This window comes from Lysinibacillus sp. FSL H8-0500 (assembly GCF_038051955.1).
Lineage (GTDB): Bacteria > Bacillota > Bacilli > Bacillales_A > Planococcaceae > Lysinibacillus > Lysinibacillus macroides.
In genome coordinates this window covers 928,241-946,092 of the sequence record NZ_CP150292.1, presented here as the reverse complement: position 1 = coordinate 946,092, position 17,852 = coordinate 928,241, and the positions used below count along the sequence as shown (strand labels likewise).

The 17,852-nt window shown below is 37.4% G+C and carries 15 protein-coding genes and 1 other annotated feature; of the genes, 5 read left to right on the top strand and 10 right to left on the bottom strand.

What is annotated here, in order from left to right; all coding sequences use genetic code 11:
* Nucleotides 1-457: 457 nt before the first annotated feature.
* The 4 genes from pepF to spxA form a co-directional block, all read right to left on the bottom strand.
* Complete coding sequence (pepF, locus tag MHB44_RS04300; RefSeq protein ID WP_341301692.1) at nt 458-2,275, bottom strand: oligoendopeptidase F; 1,818 nt, start codon at nt 2,273-2,275, stop codon at nt 458-460.
* 52 nt (nt 2,276-2,327) lie between these two features.
* A complete protein-coding gene (locus MHB44_RS04295) occupies nt 2,328-3,449 on the bottom strand; it encodes a competence protein CoiA family protein (RefSeq protein ID WP_341301691.1) in 1,122 nt (373 codons plus the stop codon).
* Nucleotides 3,450-3,634: 185 nt separating this feature from the next.
* A complete protein-coding gene (gene mecA, locus MHB44_RS04290) occupies nt 3,635-4,303 on the bottom strand; it encodes an adaptor protein MecA (RefSeq protein WP_053993675.1) in 669 nt (222 codons plus the stop codon).
* A gap of 437 nt (nt 4,304-4,740) precedes the next feature.
* Complete coding sequence (spxA, locus tag MHB44_RS04285) at nt 4,741-5,136, bottom strand: transcriptional regulator SpxA (protein ID WP_200908532.1); 396 nt, start codon at nt 5,134-5,136, stop codon at nt 4,741-4,743.
* 472 nt (nt 5,137-5,608) lie between these two features.
* Nucleotides 5,609-5,825 (top strand) — a binding site (T-box leader).
* 112 nt (nt 5,826-5,937) lie between these two features.
* On the opposite strand from spxA, the gene trpS reads away from it, so the two are divergent.
* Nucleotides 5,938-6,927 carry a tryptophan--tRNA ligase gene (gene trpS, locus MHB44_RS04280; protein WP_341301690.1) on the top strand — a complete coding sequence of 330 codons (990 nt, stop codon included), beginning with the start codon at nt 5,938-5,940 and terminating at the stop codon, nt 6,925-6,927.
* A gap of 334 nt (nt 6,928-7,261) precedes the next feature.
* On the opposite strand, the gene fabF is transcribed toward trpS, so the two are convergent.
* Complete coding sequence (fabF, locus tag MHB44_RS04275; RefSeq protein WP_341301689.1) at nt 7,262-8,503, bottom strand: beta-ketoacyl-ACP synthase II; 1,242 nt, start codon at nt 8,501-8,503, stop codon at nt 7,262-7,264.
* A gap of 30 nt (nt 8,504-8,533) precedes the next feature.
* A complete protein-coding gene (locus MHB44_RS04270; RefSeq protein ID WP_341301688.1) occupies nt 8,534-9,472 on the bottom strand; it encodes a beta-ketoacyl-ACP synthase III in 939 nt (312 codons plus the stop codon).
* A 375-nt stretch (nt 9,473-9,847) separates the two neighbouring features.
* On the opposite strand from MHB44_RS04270, the gene MHB44_RS04265 reads away from it, so the two are divergent.
* Nucleotides 9,848-10,042, top strand: coding sequence for a YjzD family protein (locus MHB44_RS04265; protein WP_053994876.1), 195 nt, complete (start codon nt 9,848-9,850; stop codon nt 10,040-10,042).
* A 46-nt stretch (nt 10,043-10,088) separates the two neighbouring features.
* Here the strand turns inward: MHB44_RS04265 and MHB44_RS04260 are convergent, their stop codons facing one another.
* Complete coding sequence (locus MHB44_RS04260; RefSeq protein WP_083448445.1) at nt 10,089-12,215, bottom strand: AAA family ATPase; 2,127 nt, start codon at nt 12,213-12,215, stop codon at nt 10,089-10,091.
* Between the two features lie 270 nt (nt 12,216-12,485).
* Between MHB44_RS04260 and MHB44_RS04255 the strand changes: the two genes are divergently transcribed.
* The gene (locus MHB44_RS04255) at nt 12,486-13,172 is read left to right on the top strand and encodes a Crp/Fnr family transcriptional regulator (protein ID WP_053993669.1); all 687 of its coding nucleotides are present in this window, start codon (nt 12,486-12,488) and stop codon (nt 13,170-13,172) included.
* A 55-nt stretch (nt 13,173-13,227) separates the two neighbouring features.
* Here the strand turns inward: MHB44_RS04255 and MHB44_RS04250 are convergent, their stop codons facing one another.
* Nucleotides 13,228-13,536, bottom strand: a complete 309-nt coding sequence (locus MHB44_RS04250; RefSeq protein ID WP_053993668.1) for a metal-sulfur cluster assembly factor — start codon at nt 13,534-13,536, stop codon at nt 13,228-13,230.
* Nucleotides 13,537-13,589: 53 nt separating this feature from the next.
* Nucleotides 13,590-14,354 (bottom strand): prolyl oligopeptidase family serine peptidase, encoded by a 765-nt coding sequence (locus MHB44_RS04245; protein WP_341301687.1) that lies wholly within the window; start codon nt 14,352-14,354, stop codon nt 13,590-13,592.
* A 122-nt stretch (nt 14,355-14,476) separates the two neighbouring features.
* On the opposite strand from MHB44_RS04245, the gene MHB44_RS04240 reads away from it, so the two are divergent.
* Together MHB44_RS04240 and MHB44_RS04235 are read left to right on the top strand one after the other, a co-directional pair.
* Nucleotides 14,477-15,286, top strand: a complete 810-nt coding sequence (locus MHB44_RS04240; RefSeq protein WP_053993667.1) for a Cof-type HAD-IIB family hydrolase — start codon at nt 14,477-14,479, stop codon at nt 15,284-15,286.
* 49 nt (nt 15,287-15,335) lie between these two features.
* Complete coding sequence (locus MHB44_RS04235; RefSeq protein ID WP_341301686.1) at nt 15,336-16,193, top strand: DegV family protein; 858 nt, start codon at nt 15,336-15,338, stop codon at nt 16,191-16,193.
* 112 nt (nt 16,194-16,305) lie between these two features.
* On the opposite strand, the gene MHB44_RS04230 is transcribed toward MHB44_RS04235, so the two are convergent.
* Complete coding sequence (locus MHB44_RS04230) at nt 16,306-17,775, bottom strand: alpha-amylase family glycosyl hydrolase (RefSeq protein WP_053993665.1); 1,470 nt, start codon at nt 17,773-17,775, stop codon at nt 16,306-16,308.
* Nucleotides 17,776-17,852: the final 77 nt, after the last annotated feature.

Genomic DNA, 17,852 nt, shown 5'->3' with positions numbered 1-17,852 from the left:
AAAAAAAGCATTCATCTCCTCCCTATAGAGGGGCTTCTGTATGTGCTACTGACGCTTCGCTTTCGCCCAAAAGAGATTTGCTGCTGACGCCTTGCTTTCGCGCAAAAAGAATTTGCTAAACCAAGATAAAAACGAAGAAGCGTCTCTATCCTCGATCGATAGAGACGCTTCTTTTTCACAAAGGGGATGGGAGAAATGTTCACGTTCAAACAAAGGGGTGTATGTTTGTTTTGTGATTTATTTCACAGGACTTACTTTATCACGGAATAATATATATATCAATGAAACCAATAGTAGTTTCACAAATTTGTCAAATAGAAAGCGATTTCAAACAGTATTTTTCCAAGATTGACACTTTTAATCTACTTGGAAATCAAAAAAAATCATTATTCTTTTTTCAAAAATATCTAAACACTACTTAAAAGAGGCTATAGGAATCGTCCTACAGCCTCATCAATTAATTATCTAACAATAATTTTTCTAATTCATTTAAACGTTCTTCAAAGACTTTACATGCATCATCAATTGGCTTCGCAACATTCATATCAACACCTGCAGCCTTTAATACTTCAATTGGGAAATCCGAGCAGCCTGCCTTTAAGAAGTTATTAATATAACGTTCTACAGCTGGCGCACCCTCCTCTAAAATTTGCTTACTTAATGCCGTTGCCGCTGATTTACCTGTCGCATATTGATAAACATAGTAATTGTAATAGAAATGCGGGATACGTGCCCATTCTAAGCCGATTTCCTCATCCACTACAATATCATCACCGAAGTATTTTTTATTTAACTCATAATAAACCTCTGTTAAACGCTCTGCTGTTAAAGCCTCGCCATTGCTATCCATTTGATGAATCAGATGTTCAAATTCCGCAAACATTGTTTGTCTAAACACCGTGCTTCTAAAACCATCTAGCCAATGATTTAATAAATAAATTTTTTGCTGTGGGTCGTCAATTGTTTTCAGCAAATAATCATTTAGTAGCTCTTCATTACATGTAGAGGCTACCTCGGCTACAAAGATAGAATAGTTGCCATAAACAAACGGCTGATTGTTTCGTGAATAATAGCTATGAACACTATGTCCAAATTCATGTGCCAATGTAAATAAATTATTCACATTGTCTTGCCAGTTCATTAAAATATAGGGGTTTGTGCCATATGTGCCTGATGAATAAGCTCCACTGCGCTTCCCTTTATTCTCTAGCACATCGACCCAACGCTGATCAAATCCACTTTGAACAATGGATTGATATTCCTTACCTAATGGCGCTAAAGCCTTTACTAAGATTTCTTGCGCTTCATCATACGTAACCTTCATATCGACTTCTTTCACAAGCGGTGCAAATAAATCCCACATATGCAACTCGTTCACACCTAATAGCTTTTTACGCAATGCAATATAGCGTTGCATTGCTGGTAAATGCTTATGAATGGTTTCAACCAATTGGTCATAAACATTTTCCGGAATAAAGTTATTCGACATGGCTGCATGGCGTGCAGAATCATAATGACGAATACGTGCACTCACATTATGCTTCTTCACATTGCCTGTAAGCGTTGCTGAGAAAGTATTTTTAAATTTACCATATGTTTTATACATGGCTTTAAATGCACCTTCACGTACAGCACGATCCTTGCTCTCTAAAAATTTAATATAGTTACCATGCGTTAGCTGTACCTCTTCGCCCTCTTCGTTCTTTACATAAGGGAATTCCATATCGGCATTATTTAACATGCCAAATGTATTGGAAGCTGTGCCAGTGACCTCTGCCATTTGTGCTAATAATGCTTCTTGTTCTGCTGGCAAAACATGTGGGCGTGCCATTGTAATTTCTTGTAACGATTGCTTATATAATTGCAGGTCTTGATTTTCTGCTAAATAGCTTTCAATGGTTTCTTCACTTAAAGCTAGGATTTCAGGTGTTAAGAATGATAGGCTAGCTGAAATATTTGTTGCCAATGTTTGAATACGACTGTTCATATCCTGATATAGGCTATTTGTTGTGTCTTGATCGTAACGCATATGGGCATATGTGTAGAGCTTCATGGCACGCTCATAAATATGATCGTGATACTGTAAAGTGGCCAATAATGCCGCTGCTCCATTAGTAAGCGTACCTGCATAACTAGAGGCTTTTTTGGCAAGCTCTGCAACTTCTTTAAATTCCTCTTCCCAAAGTGCATCTGTGGCAAAAATGTCCTCTAAACGCCAAGTTAACGCCTCTGGTACTTCACTTCTCAGTAAGACCTGATTATTGTTACTAGCCATATATGCTAGCCCCCCTTTATATGTGCTTTTTTCCTTTTACTCTCATATTTTCTCAGTATATTGTGGCAATTGCAACTAATTGTACATAGACTTGCTCACAAATATCTGACAAGTCTTGTTTATCATCAATAGCCTTCCATAAAAGACTATAGGATTGAACAGCCTTTATGGCTTGCTCTGTTACTTCAAGCTTATGTTTATTTAAAAAATGTTCAATATGATCTCTTGTTAATACATGAGGTTGTAAGCATAATTGCTTACTAAAATGGAGCAGCATTATTTGCCATTCACTAGCACATAAAGGAATAGCAGCCCCTTCTTTGACGGGTATGCCAATAAATAAAGGGATAGCACTGGGTGAAAGCTGTAATTCATAGCAATATCGTAAAAATGGATCTTGCACACCTTTTTTACTATACAGTAATCGCCCATACGCAAATTGTCTACAAGCGTCTTTATAAAGTTGCCAATACTGCTTAAATTCTTGCTGGGTAATACAGATAGGTTGGTAAAACGGAAAACATTGCTTAGCTAGAGGAATTTCTTGTACTTTGCCTATAAAAGTATGCCCATGAACATGAAGAAGATTCGTCCAATAGATAAATTTTGCTGTTAACGCATTATAGGTGATTAAATAAGGGAATTCTGTTTCAGTCGATATCAATGCTTTTTGGAGTAATGGGGAAATTTTAAGTTTTCTAATGCCACTGATTGTTTGTTTCTCTGGGGGTGCTTGAAAGAGCCAAACTGCCTCTATATAATGTTTTTCATAGCCCGTTGTTCGCTGTTGCCATTTTTCATGGGAGATGGTACTGCATTGAAATTCAAATGCGAAGCGCCTATCTGCTACTGTAACAAGTAAATCTGGACGTTGAGAAAGAGTGTTTAAGAATGGCTCTAGCTCCACTTTATGCCCAAGCGTTTGTAGCCATTCAAATAATTGAATTTTCCCTTGTAAATGCAATTTAGATTCTCCCTCTGCAAAGAGTTGGTCACAATGATTTTTAGCAAGATGGGCAAAATGAGGAATAGTATAATGGCCAATTTTAAGCCGAACAGGCTGTAAACATTGCGGACAATAAAATTTTAGTTGCCGCCTATATCGCTGTAAAGTCTCCCTCGTATATTGATAAGGGAGAAATAGCTGCCGTTGATCGGTATAGGCAATCAGCATAACATCAGCTCCTTTTTAGCCAACTATAATCGAGGATAGACGTGTAAACAAATAAAAAGGGGGTTTTTTTTGAAATTTAAAAAATGCAGCTTATTTCCCAATAAAAAAAGACTGTGGTGAATCTCAAGAGGTTACTTGAGTTTCACGACAGTCTAAATACTTGAAAGAATCAGAAGCTTCTATGCTTAAGCAAAATATTTTCGAACAGTTTCAAAGCAATTAAATTCCATGATTTTTTCACCATATTCCTCTAAACGATGGATCGTAAAATTGGATGGTGTTAAAAATTCCTTGATCACTGCATTTCGATCATGACGATTTAATTCCTCATCTGCATTGCCGAAATCAACAACTAAATAGTACCAATTTTCATATTTGAATAATGAGGAATCCACTAATTCGTCTGTCATTCGTTTGGCAACAGGGATTAACTCATCAATATCTTTAAATTTATAAACATAAATATCTGTATCCATAAACAACTCTGACTCATCCATATCACCAAATTGAGTTAGCTGGCTAAGAAGATCCTCTCCAACCTCATCAAATGGTGCAAACATATCTTTGTGTTCATCAAAATTCGAATGACCATCTAATGTTTCACCGTCTTTTAAAATATGTGCACGTGTGACAATGATTTCCAAGCCCACTTCAGATGCATTGATATGAATCCAAATCGGACCTTCTACATCAAAATAATCCTCCGTGTTTACTTCATCAATCATATCCCAAAAAAGTTGCTCACCCTTCGCTCGATTGTACCAAATCTCTTCACGACTATAGCCGCGATCCTCTATATCATTGTACGTAATAAAGAGCTTGAGTGTATTTTCATTTACACGTTCGATGTCCACTAGACCTCATCTCCCTTCACTGTCATATGTCGAAAAACAGCTTTGTTTCATTAGTATGCTTTTATTCATTAATTTTAACCTTCATACCACAATTGTTTTTCAACCTTTGACCACACTACAATAAAATCACTTGAGGAGCTGTAAATATAAAATTTTTTATTTACAGTTATCCCTATCTCTATTGTATGCTGTTTTGTCATAAAATGAAAAGGATATACACCGTTTCACAGAAGTTATTTGAATTATTGAAATTGTAGTAAACTATCTACCTTAAATCAAGTTTAACATACTTTTACGGAAATATATGACTCTTTCCTATTAATTATTATACTTTATAGAGAAGGATTTACCTAAAGTAAACCACAAAAAAATAGATGTCACAATATGTATTTTACATTTGTAACATCTACTACTTATATTATTCAGAAATGATACGATTAATTCACTACACGCTGAGCTTCTTGTAGCTGATAAGCACGAACTTTACGAGGTAAAAAGCGGCGAATTTCATCTTCGTTATAGCCTACTTGTAGACGTTTTTCATCCAAAATAATTGGTCGACGTAATAATCCAGGGTATTCCTGAATTAATTCATATAAACGTTGTAGCGGTAAGCTTTCAACATCGACATTTAATTTTTGGAATATTTTTGAGCGAGTAGAAATAATTTCGTCTGTTCCATCTTCTGTCATACGTAAAATTTTTTTTATTTCACTAATGCTTAATGGTTCAGAAAATATATTTCGCTCTGTATATGGAATTTCATGCTCCTCTAACCATGCTTTTGCTTTACGACAAGAAGTACAGCTTGGTGATGTAAATAGCGTGACGATCATTCTGACACATCCCTTCCTTTTGTAATCATTATCTATAACTAGTGTGTTAAATTAGAATTAATGTAATGTACGATACACATAAATATTATACAGCACTCTGTTGTATTTGAATATAGTTCCAATAAAAAAAAGACGGATTCCCTAACTAAATATTCTGTCTATTTATATATTTTCATCTATCTGTCTTTTCTTACATCCCAGATGTCTACTACTAATATTCCCACTCTCCACACATTTTAAACATCTTTTCATACTCTTATTTGTTCTCATTTACAAAAAATAAACGAGAATATTGTCAATTTGACGTGTACATTGAAACGTAAAATTACTAAAAATAATTTTGTTTTTAACAAAATTATGCAACAAAAAAAGCATATAATTTTTTTGCGAAAAAAAACACCGCCAAAAGTCTGACTTTACATAATTTAATCTTTATAATATAATTCTTTGCAATTATACATTACATTAAGGAAAAACGCTGACGAAGAGTAGTACATATGCTAAAACGTGTAGAGAGTCTGTGGTTGCTGCAAACAGATCGTGGAGGTATATGGAATGGACTTCTGAGTTAGCTTTGTGAACGTGTTCAACTATTAGCAAAGCTCGTCCCTTCACGTTACGAAGCAGAGTGGCCGATTTCGGCAAGCTGGGTGGTACCGCGGATTCAAACATCATTCGTCCCTTCATTAGAAAAAATCTAATAAGGGCGCATGATGTTTTTTTATTTTGATTCTGTCTAAACCACGGCAAAGCGCAGCCAAGGCGTAATCCATTTTTTTAGCCAAGGAGGAAATTTTAATGACAACTATTTTTTCAGGTGTACAGCCAACAGGAATCGTCACGTTGGGGAACTATTTAGGAGCCTTTAAGCAATTCCCTGCATTACAGGACGAAGGAAATGCTATTTATTGTATCGTTGATCAACATGCTATTACAGTCGCACAAGACCCAAAGGAATTGCGTGACAATATTCGTAAGTTAGCTGCTACTTATATTGCTACGGGAATTGATCCTAAAAAATCGACCTTATTTATTCAATCAGAGGTACCAGCACATGCCCAAGCAAGTTGGATGCTACAATGTGTTGCGTCCATCGGGGAACTTGAACGTATGACACAATTTAAAGATAAATCACATGGCAAGGAAAGCGTATCTGCTGCCCTTTTAACATATCCGCCATTAATGGCTGCGGATATTTTACTGTACAACACAAATATTGTTCCTGTTGGTGATGATCAGAAGCAGCATATTGAGTTAACACGTGATCTTGCAGAGCGCTTTAACAAACGCTATGGAGATGTTTTTACGATTCCAGAAATTCAATTACCAAAAGCAGGCGCTCGTATTAAATCTTTACAAGAGCCAACGAAAAAAATGAGCAAATCTGATCCAAATACAAAAGCAACCATCAAGCTATTAGATACAGCAAAGGACATCGAGAAAAAGATTAAATCAGCAGTCACAGATTCTGATGGTATTGTGGCATTTGATGTTGAAAATAAACCAGGTGTGTCAAATTTATTAACAATCGAATCCGCTATTTCAGGTGGAACGATTGAGGATCTTGTGAAAAAATATGATGGTATCGGCTATGGTGGCTTTAAGCAGGGTGTTGCAACAGCGGTTATTGAGCATTTAGCGCCTATTCAAGACAGATTCTACAATTTAGTGGAATCTGCTGAGTTAGATATTATCTTAGATGAGGGTGCTGAAAAAGCAAATGCCATTGCTAGTGCCACATTAAAACGTATGGAGGAAGGCATGGGTCTTGGCCGTACGCGTCGCTAAATTATGGCTTGTCTGCTGATCGATCAAAACCAATATCAAGAACAACAGCGCATAATATAATACAGGCTCCTATCGCCATATAAAATTCTGTTGTTTGAAAAATAAATTTAAATACAACCTTCCAGGAATATCCAAGAGTACGGTAATTTAAGTACAGTATCAAATTTCCTAGTGAGAGAATCATTAAGCCATAGCTTACTAAAAATATAAAAAGACGAAACAAAGTAGCGGCATCCTTTCTATTTCTTCTTACTTATCATGTATTCATAAAACGATAAAAAAAGACGTCAGCCGTTAAAAATTTGGCTGACGTTTTTAAATTTAGAAGCGCTACTTATGCTTCATATTTTTTAAATAAAAGACTAGCATTATGACCACCAAAGCCAAGTGAATTACTCATTGCGTATTGAATCCCTGCTGTACGTGCTTCATTTGGTACATAATCTAAATCACACTCAGGGTCTGGCTCTGTTAGATTAATTGTTGGTGGTAATATACCTTCTTTTAAGGCAAGTGCTGTAAAAATAGCTTCTATACCGCCCGCTGCTCCTAGTAAATGACCTGTCATCGACTTTGTCGAGCTCATTGCAAGCTTATAGGCATGTTCACCAAACACTGTTTTAACCGCTTGTGTTTCAAATAAATCATTGTAAGGTGTACTTGTACCATGTGCATTGATATAGTCAACTTGTGCTGGCTCTACACCGCCATCTGTCAATGCTTGGGCCATCGCACGTGCTGCACCCTCGCCCTCTGGAGCTGGGGCCGTGATATGATGTGCATCTCCAGTTGCACCATAGCCTAACACTTCAGCATAGATTTTAGCACCGCGAGCTTTAGCATGTTCATATTCCTCTAAAACGACAATGCCTGCACCTTCCGCGATAATAAAGCCATCGCGGTTTTTATCAAATGGACGACAGGCAGTTTGCGGATCTTGATTTAAGGATAAAGCTGTATTAGCACAGAAACCTGCTACAGCCATTGTCACGATTGGTGATTCAGCTCCACCTGAAATCATCACATCTGCGTCGCCACGTTCAATTACCTTAAAGGCATCACCAATTGAGTTTGTACCTGAGGCACATGCCGTTACTGAGCAAGAGTTAATGCCTTTTGCACCAAAATGAATAGATACCTGACCTGAAGCCATATCAGGAATCATCATTGGAATAAAAAATGGGCTAACACGTCTTGCACCGCGCTCTTGGAATGTTAAAAACTGTTGTTCATATGTTTCCATACCTCCGATACCAGAACCAATCCAAACACCTGCACGTGGTGCAAGCTCCTCATCGATTGTTAGCTGTGCATCTTCCATTGCCATAATAGAAGCGGCTAATGCGTATTGCGTGAAACGATCCATTTTACGTGCTTCTTTGCGGTCCACATATTGTTCAATATTAAAATCTTTTACTTCTGCCGCAACCTTCGCTGCAAAAAGATCTTTATTTAAACGTGTTAGCTCACCAACGCCAGATTTACCAGCTTTAATGTTAGTCCATGTTTCTTCGATGTTATTTCCAAGTGGTGTTACTGCGCCAATTCCTGTAATTACTACTCGTCGTTTACTCATTTTCTTGCTCCCCTCTAGCATTTTTCGTTGTTATTTGCCCCATCTCATAGTAACGGCTCCCCATGTTAAACCGCCACCAAAACCAACTAGGACTAATAAATCATCTTCTTTAATTTTACCTGCTTCAAGCTCATCTACCAAAGAAATACCAATAGAAGCCGCAGAAGTATTGCCATATTTGTGAATCGTTTTTGACATTTTTTCTGGTGGTAGCTCTAAGCGCTCACGAGCAGACTCCATAATTCTTATATTTGCTTGGTGTGGCACTAAAAAATCAACATCTTCTTTTGTTAAACCAGCTTTTTCTAATACATTAACAGCCGATTCACCCATTTGACGTACTGCAAACTTAAATACTTCACGACCATTCATCGCAATTGTGTCTTGTTTTGTTAAATAAAGATTTTTACCACCTGTTCCATCTGCACCAAGCTCAAAAGATAAAATACCTCTACCTTCAGATACTGGACCAACGATGGCTGCACTTGCTCCGTCTCCAAATAGGACAGCTGTATTACGATCCTGCCAATCAATGACTTTAGATAGCTTTTCTACACCTACTACTAAGACATATTTATAAGTATTTGCCTCTACAAAATGCTTGGCTGTCACTAAACTATATATAAATCCTGCACATGCTGCTGCTTGATCCATCGCCGCTGCATTTACTGCTCCGATTTGCTCCTGCACCATACATGCTACACTTGGAAAAGTTTGATCCTGCGTTACAGTTGCTACAAGTATTAAGCCAATTTCCTCTGGTGTAATGCCTGCTTTTGCAATAGCTTCTTTGGCAGCAGCTACTGCTAAATCTGAAGTTTCCTGATCATCTGCCGCAAAATGACGCTCTTCAATGCCTGTTCGTGTACGAATCCATTCATCCGAAGTGTCCATTATTTTTTCTAAATCAAAATTTGTCATGACCTTCTCAGGAACATATTTACCAATTCCTATAATACCAGCATTCATATAGCAACCCCTCAGCTTTCTTACTATCAATTATTAGTAACTGGTCATAATTATAACGCATAGTAAAGGAAGGGTGCAAGATGATTTGCGATTATTGTATTTTAGTGATAACATTTTGATCACTTTAAGGGACATCTTGCTGTTATTGAGCGGAGTGACTCTACTTTTGGGCGAATCTTCACTTTTTTGAGCCGAATTCCCTTGCTTTTGAGCGACTACTCACTCTTTTTGAGCGAAGCTTCCTTACTTTTGAGCACCGTTCTAGAATTGTGACAAATTCATAAAAGGTTCATTTTTTTTCGATTTATGTTATGATATGATAATGAATATGAGTAAAACTTTGTGATTGAAAAAAGTTCGGTTGAGGTGAAATTAATGCAATACATTGTGACGTTTATATGGTCATTCCTACTAGTGTCAATGTTAAACTATGTAGTCAGCTCTGTGCTTGGTGCACCATTTGATTTTAAAGTTGGAGCAATCATTTCTGTTGTATTCTCCATCCTAATTTTTGTTATTGGTGCCATTATTCCAAACGATCCTACACCAGAGGCTGCAGATCATCATTAATGCAATTAGAAAACCTGTTCCGCATCATGCGAAACAGGTTTTTCTTTTATTGTTCCACCACACATTGCCCATCACGCATTGTGACATGCAATGTTTCTCCTGGTAATATCTCACCACGTAAAAGTTCCTTCGCCACAGCTGTTTCAATATGTCGTTGTACAAAGCGTTTTAACGGTCTTGCCCCAAATTGGGGATCTGCTCCTTGTTCTACAACCCAATCAATTACTTCTTGATCAATAGCCAATGTAATGTCCTGTTCCGCCACACGTTTTATAAGCTGCTCCACATATTTCCAAGTAATGGCTGTAAAATGCTGATCAGATAGCGCATGGAAAAGGATAATATCATCCATACGATTTAATAGCTCTGGTTTAAAATGTTGGCGAAGCGCAGCCATTACTAAATCTTCAACTGTTGTATCATCTTCCTTTGCCTCCATTAAATAATTAGAGCCAATATTGGATGTTAAAATAACAACGGTATTTGTAAAGTTCACCATACGTCCTTGGCTATCCGTAATGCGACCATCATCTAAAATTTGCAATAAAATATTGGCTACATCTGGATGTGCCTTTTCGATTTCATCTAATAGGACAACAGCATAAGGATTGCGACGGACAGCCTCTGTTAATTGTCCCCCCTCTTCATAGCCGATATAGCCAGGAGGTGCACCGACAAGACGAGACACACTATGCTTTTCCATATATTCACTCATATCAATACGAATAAAATGATCCTCTGAATCAAATAATTGTGCAGCAAGTGCTTTGGCTAGCTCTGTTTTACCAACTCCTGTTGGGCCTAGGAATAAAAAGCTACCAATCGGACGTTGTGGATCTTTAATGCCTGCACGTGCACGCCATACTGCTTCTGTCACTAATTGAACGGCTGTATCTTGCCCAACCACGCGTTCATGCAGCGTATCTTTTAAGCGTAATAACTTTTCACGCTCACCCTCCACTAATTTTGTAACAGGAATGCCTGTCCAACGTGAAACGATTGCAGCGATTTCCTCAGACGTTACCTCTTCACGTAAAATACGTGATTCTGCGCCATGCTCTAATTGCTGCTCTAATGTTTGAATTTCTTTTTCTAATGTTGGAATTTTACCATGCCGTAATTCAGCAGCTTTATTTAAGTCATATTTTCCTTCCGCTTCATCTAAATCACGGCGGTATTTATCCAATGTTTCACGTTTTTTCTGAATATCATGTAGCATTTCTTTTTCTGCTTCCCACTGTTGTCGCATGCCTTCAGAGGACTCTTTTAACTTTACTAATTCCTCGCGGAGCTGCTCGAGGCGCTTTTTACTTACTTCATCTTTTTCCTTACGTAAGGCTTGTTCCTCAATTTCTAGCTGCATAATACGACGCGTTACTGCATCTAATTCCTGTGGCATGGAATCAATTTCTGTACGAATCATGGCACAGGCTTCATCGATTAAATCAATTGCTTTATCTGGTAAAAAACGCTCTGTAATATAACGATTTGATAGTTCTGCCGCAGCTACAATCGCTCGATCATGAATACGTACAGCATGATGCAATTCAAAGCGCTCCTTTAAGCCACGTAAAATAGAAACTGTATCCTCTATAGATGGTTCACGGACAAGCACCTGTTGAAAGCGTCGTTCTAAAGCAGGGTCTTTTTCAATATACATACGATATTCATCCAATGTCGTAGCACCAATACAATGTAGCTCACCGCGGGCTAGCATTGGCTTTAACATATTCCCTGCATCCATAGCACCATCCGTTTTTCCTGCACCCACAATTGTATGAATTTCATCAATAAATAAAATAATTCGCCCTTCAGATTCCTTTACTTCTTTTAATACACCCTTTAAACGTTCCTCAAATTGGCCACGATAGCTTGCACCTGCAATTAATGCACTCATATCAAGCTCATATAGTACACACTCCTTCAAGCCCTCTGGTACATCGCCTTTTACAATGCGCTGCGCCAATCCTTCTACAATGGCTGTTTTCCCAACACCCGGTTCACCGATTAATACAGGATTATTTTTAGTTTTGCGTGTTAGAATACGAATAACATTACGAATCTCCTCATCACGCCCAATAACAGGATCCATTTTACCTTTTTTAATTTCTTCAATTAAGTTACGTCCAAATTGCTCTAATGGTTTTTGGTTATCTGTTTGTTGAAATTGCATAACTAGCACTCCTTCTTCATCATGTTTTATAGACTTTCTATACCCATTGCTATTCTTTTAAAAAAGGTTTGACCTTTTTTGACTAACTTTATTTTACATCAGAGAATCATCAATAGCAAAGAAATCGCTCAAATTTTTTCACTTAAAATGGTAATTTACGTTATAATAAAAGTATGTTTCTATGTTTTAAACTGTCGAAAATCCACTATCCTTTTGTAATAATAGCCCTTTATTACAAAAAGAAAGCGATGTGTTGGAGATATGGTGATAATGGATAATATGTTTGAAAAGATTCAAGATCTTTTTCAAAGGCATGGTGTTTTTATTAAAGTCAATAAAGGAAGTAAAATTTTTTTAGAGGGGGAGCGAGCGAAAGAAATTTACTATATCAAAACAGGTACTATTTCGATTAGCCAAGAAACCGAGAGTGGTAAGGAATTAACCGTTCGTATTTGTGGTCCTGACAGTATTATTGGCGAAGGTTCATTATTTTGTAACCTCGTTTATAATTCTATGACTGCAAAGGTTTTAGAACCTTCTACACTGTATGTATTGAGCCGCCAATCATTAGAGCACTTACTAGAGGAACAGCCCACAGTAATGATCGAGTATATGAAATGGCTACAAACAGAAAATTTAAAGCATCAAAGTCGATTACGTGATTTACTATTAAACGGTAAAAAGGGTGCTTTGCTTTCAACGCTTATCCGTCTTTCCAATACGTATGGTAAACCTTTAGAAAATGGTTCGATTTTTATTGATTTTCAACTAACGAATACGGAGCTTGCCAATTTATGTGCAACAAGTCGCGAAATGATTAATCGTATGTTGAATGATTTAAAAAACCACAAAATTTTAACTTTTGATAAAGGCTTTATTACGATTCATGATTTACAGTTTTTAAAAAAGGAAATTGCCTGTGAAAATTGTCCATTACAAATATGCCGTATTGATTAATTTGTTACATGCAAAATCCCTGCTTATCAGCCCTAAGCAGGGATTTTTTTACGTATTAGCGTACACCTAATGCCATTTTTGCATAGCGAGACATTTTATCTTTTGACCAAGGTGGACTCCATACGATATTAACATCTGTACTTTTCACTTCTGGCAGCTCACTTAGTGCTGTCTTGACCTGATCTACAATTACTGGTCCAAGTGGGCAGCCCATTGATGTTAATGTCATTGTAACGGTTGCTGCACCCTCATCATCTAAATCTACATCATATACTAAACCTAAGTTGACGATATCAATTCCAAGCTCAGGGTCAATTACATTTTCTAATGCACCGAACATGCTTTCTTTCATATCCTGATCCATATCTATTTCTCCTTCCATCACAGTGTTAACTTTATCATAGCAGATGCACCCTCTTATGCCAAATGCTGTGCAAGCCATTCTGTTGCTGCGAGCATTCCATCCCGTGACACCGCATGCCCTGCTTTTTTGTTCACTAAGAACTGTAAATCTTCAGGATTTGCTTTATAGTATTCCCGTAATGTCTCATAAAATTTATACGTTTCATCAAAAGGTACAGTTTTATCTAACTTACCATGCCAAAATAATACAGGACGTCCAGCAAATTTTTCTGGTGTTAGACTCACATCATATTTCGCCAACAGCTCATTTGTTTTTTTGATTTCTTCCCCCGACATTGGCCAATCCACACCATTTTTTGCAAATTGTCGCAATTGATATTCACCTAATTTAATAAAGCCCGGTGCACCCATGCATATTGTTGCTGTTTGAATCCAATCATAAAGCTTAAGGCAGCCTGAAGTGACAATTCCACCCATTGAAGTACCAGCAATGCCAATTTGCTGGCTTGCTAATAAATTTTTATGTTTCAAGTCATTATATAGTTGTTGTACTTCTTGAATAGAATTTAAAACAATCTCCCAAAACTTTACATTCATTTGTCCTTCTGTTAGGCCTTGGCTACGGTCACCATGAAATTTTGCATCTGGTAATAGGACACGCACCCCTTTATGCACCAACTGATACGCATAGTGTAGATTATGTTCTTTTGCACTCATAAAACCATGTAAAAAAATAACTACAGGGGTTTCTTCATTCATATGCTCTGTATGTATATGTAATAAAGGTATATTGCCCCAAACTTCTTTTTCTACAAACATTTTTGTCACTCCCAACTTTTGTCTCCTCTTTTATGTTAACAAACTTTTTTCTACGTGACAAAATTTTGACGAATGCATGACAAAACGATACTATTCAAACTATAGGAAAGGGGTAACAAGCTATGAAACCGCATTTAATCGTATTAGACCTAGACGGTACATTATTAACAGACCAGCAACAAATTTCAGCACAAACGAAAAAAACATTATTGCAGGCGAAGGAACAAGGGCATCCAGTGATGATTGCAACAGGCCGTCCTTATCGTGCAAGTGATATTTATTATCACGAACTTGGACTGACAACACCCATTGTCAATTTTAATGGTGCTTATGTGCATCATCCAAAAAATATCTCTTGGCAGCATGTGCATACACCTATTGACTTAAGTGTTGTACATGATGTCGTTGATTCCATCAATAGCTATGAATATGAAAATATTATTGCTGAGGTAAAGGACGATATTTATGTGCATACAGAGAATGATCGCATCTTAAATATTTTTAATATGGGGAATCCTAGAATCACACTCGGCGATTTATATATACATCTTCAGGAGAATCCAACAAGCTTGCTCATTCAAGCAAATGAAGCCAATTCAGCGATTATTCGTGATCATTTACAGGCCGTCCATGCAGAGGTCATTGAGCACCGTCGCTGGGGTGCGCCACTCCATATTATTGAAATCGTACGCCGTGGCTTAAATAAAGCAGTAGGCATTGCACATGTGGCAAAGGATTTAGGGATACCACGTGAGCGCATCATCGCGTTTGGTGATGAAGATAATGATTTAGAAATGATTGAATATGCTGGACTTGGTGTAGCAATGGGTAATGGTATTTCAAGTCTAAAAAATATAGCGAATGAAATTACTTCAACGAATAATGAGGATGGCATTGCAAAAATACTTATGGAGCGCTTGAAATTATCCTAGTGAAGTAGTAAGTTCAAGTTAAAGGTGTTGAAAATAAGGGGGACAAGAAATGAAAATATTTACGGATAGTGGCTGTGATTTACCAAAGTCTTACTATGAAGAAAATGATGTCGTGCTACTCCCTTTACGAGTGCAATTGAACAATGAAGAATATGAAGATGTGATTTCCATTGATTCTAAAGAAATTTATGATGCTATACGGCAAGGCGCACATCCCAAAACATCACAAGTATCACCAGAGGTTTTTTTACAGCACTTTGAAAATCTCGCTAAAAATGATGAAGAAGGAATCTATATCGCCTTTTCATCCGAATTATCCGGCACGTATAGCACCGCTCAAATGATTCACAAGCAATTACTAGAGGATTATCCTTCCTTGAAGCTAGTTATTATCGACTCAAAATGTGCTTCATTAGGACATGGTCTTGTGGTGGAAGAGGCTGTTCGTCTACGCAATGCAGGTACAACATTGGAGGAAATGCAAGCTAAAATTACTGCACTCGCCCCGCAAATAGAGCATTTATTTACAGTGGAAGATTTAGACTATTTGGCAAAGGGTGGTCGTTTATCAAAGGCAAGTGCATTTTTAGGGGGGCTTTTGAGCATTAAGCCTATTTTAAATGTAGAGGACGGCAAGCTTGTACCGATCGAAAAATCACGTGGCCGTAAAAAAGCTCTTGCACGTATGTTGGATATAATGCAAGAGCGTGGCGACAGCTTTACAGATAAAATTGTTGGCATTAGTCATAGTGATGATATAACCTTTGCCAATGAAGCGAAAGCAGCTATTCAGGAACGCTTTTCACCTAAGGCTATTCAAGTCACAATGATTGGCTCCGTTATCGGCTCACATGTTGGGCCAGGCACAATTGCAATTTTCTTTACAAATAAAAATTATCAAAACTAATCAAAAAGGCTATGCAAAAAATTTTCACTTTTTGCATAGCCTTCTTCTATTAATTAAAATATACTAAGCTTCTGTGGTGGACACAATTAATTATGATGAGCCTCAGTACATTCTACGACTGTATATCTTTCTTTGGACGAGGAGCTTTTCCTCGTTTAATGATAATCACTACAAAGCCAATAAAGATTACCCATACTAATCCAAGTGCTACCATATATGGAATATTAAATCCACTATCATTGCGAACCTGATAAATTTCGACCATTTCACGATCTAAAATAACAGGATACACCTCATTTTCATTTAAACGAACCTTTTCCTCATGTAAAATCCCATTCAGCATTTTACCTTCACCCAGTTGTGCAGGTGTTAAGTCAACGCGTTGTGTTGCACTTGTATTGTTGACCATAATAACCCATTTTTCTTCATCTGATGTACGTGTAAAAACAAGTAAGCCATTGTCATTTGTAATAACTTCAAAATCACCTTTACGTAAAGTAGCGGATTGATTGCGCAATGATTGAACATTTTTAATATAATCAATCAGTTCTGTATCTGTTTTAAAGTTATAAAGCTGATGTGTATCAGGTTTTGCCTCCCCATTCATCGCAATTTCGGTTCCATATTGCACAACGGGAATCCCTGGCAACATAAACAAAGCCCCCATTGCCATTTTCAAACGCGTAGGCGGGAACATGTTTTCAGTTGCAGAATCGAATGTAAAACGGTACGTCTCCAACGAATCAATCATAATCTGTACAGGCTTTTCTCCTGTAAATGGCTCCATTAATTTCGATGAATCCATATCCACATTTTTGAACATATGACGATAGATCTCCGCTATGGCTGGAGTGAAAGCCGCATCAAAATTGGCATCGCTTTCTTCGTTACTAATTACATAAAGTGACGCCTTTGTTTCTTTTAAAGCCGCTATCATCTCATTGATAAAATCTGTATCAGCCTCTGCAATATTTGTTAAGCGCACACCACCTATACCATATGTAGAAACAAATTCAGTTGCTGATTGGATAAGTGCCTCTTGCACATCCTTGTTTGTTAAATCCCACTGTACTTGTCCATTATTAGTCGAAGCAACCCAGTCAGCTTTTGTAGCATCCTTTGCCCACTCATGATTTGGGCTTACATTGTTAAGCGGAAAATCCACCATCATAGACATATTTTTTGCCTTGTAAGCTTCTACAACACTTTGAAATTCTTCTGATGTCCCAAAATGACGCTCAAGTGTGGTATAGCTTGTTAGCAATGATCCATCATATTTTTCTGTTGAAAAAATAGGGCCAATTGAAACAATGGTATAGCCCATTTCACCGATAAAATTTAATTTATCTTGTAAACCTGTAAAATCGCCACCTGCAAATTTCTCAGGATCTTTCGTATTTGTATCAAAATCGTTTGAGCCTGAACCATTAAAGAAACGGTCAACGAGTAAATCAAAGATGCTTTCTTCCGCAATCGATCTTGTTGCTGGTTCATCCGCATAAGCCGCTGGCGCTAGACTTACGAATGAAGTTGCTAATAAAAGTGATGCAGCTGTTGCACTTATCCACTTCTTGAATTTCACTATTATTCCCTCTCTTTCAAACCAATCCATCGTCATTTTACCAAATAACACTGGCACGTCGCTATCATTTCAAAAGA

Bases quoted from the DNA above. Each gene is read 5' to 3' on its own strand.
- MHB44_RS04240 (WP_053993667.1), top strand. From the start codon at position 14,477: ATGAAACCGCATTTAATCGTATTAGACCTAGACGGTACATTATTAACA.
- MHB44_RS04295 (WP_341301691.1), bottom strand. From the start codon at position 3,449: ATGCTGATTGCCTATACCGATCAACGGCAGCTATTTCTCCCTTATCAA.
- MHB44_RS04245 (WP_341301687.1), bottom strand. From the start codon at position 14,354: ATGTTTGTAGAAAAAGAAGTTTGGGGCAATATACCTTTATTACATATA.
- MHB44_RS04270 (WP_341301688.1), bottom strand. From the start codon at position 9,472: ATGAATGCTGGTATTATAGGAATTGGTAAATATGTTCCTGAGAAGGTC.
- MHB44_RS04260 (WP_083448445.1), bottom strand. From the start codon at position 12,215: ATGCAATTTCAACAAACAGATAACCAAAAACCATTAGAGCAATTTGGA.
- MHB44_RS04255 (WP_053993669.1), top strand. From the start codon at position 12,486: ATGGATAATATGTTTGAAAAGATTCAAGATCTTTTTCAAAGGCATGGT.
- trpS (WP_341301690.1), top strand. From the start codon at position 5,938: ATGACAACTATTTTTTCAGGTGTACAGCCAACAGGAATCGTCACGTTG.
- MHB44_RS04265 (WP_053994876.1), top strand. From the start codon at position 9,848: ATGCAATACATTGTGACGTTTATATGGTCATTCCTACTAGTGTCAATG.
- pepF (WP_341301692.1), bottom strand. From the start codon at position 2,275: ATGGCTAGTAACAATAATCAGGTCTTACTGAGAAGTGAAGTACCAGAG.
- MHB44_RS04250 (WP_053993668.1), bottom strand. From the start codon at position 13,536: ATGGATCAGGATATGAAAGAAAGCATGTTCGGTGCATTAGAAAATGTA.
- MHB44_RS04235 (WP_341301686.1), top strand. From the start codon at position 15,336: ATGAAAATATTTACGGATAGTGGCTGTGATTTACCAAAGTCTTACTAT.
- fabF (WP_341301689.1), bottom strand. From the start codon at position 8,503: ATGAGTAAACGACGAGTAGTAATTACAGGAATTGGCGCAGTAACACCA.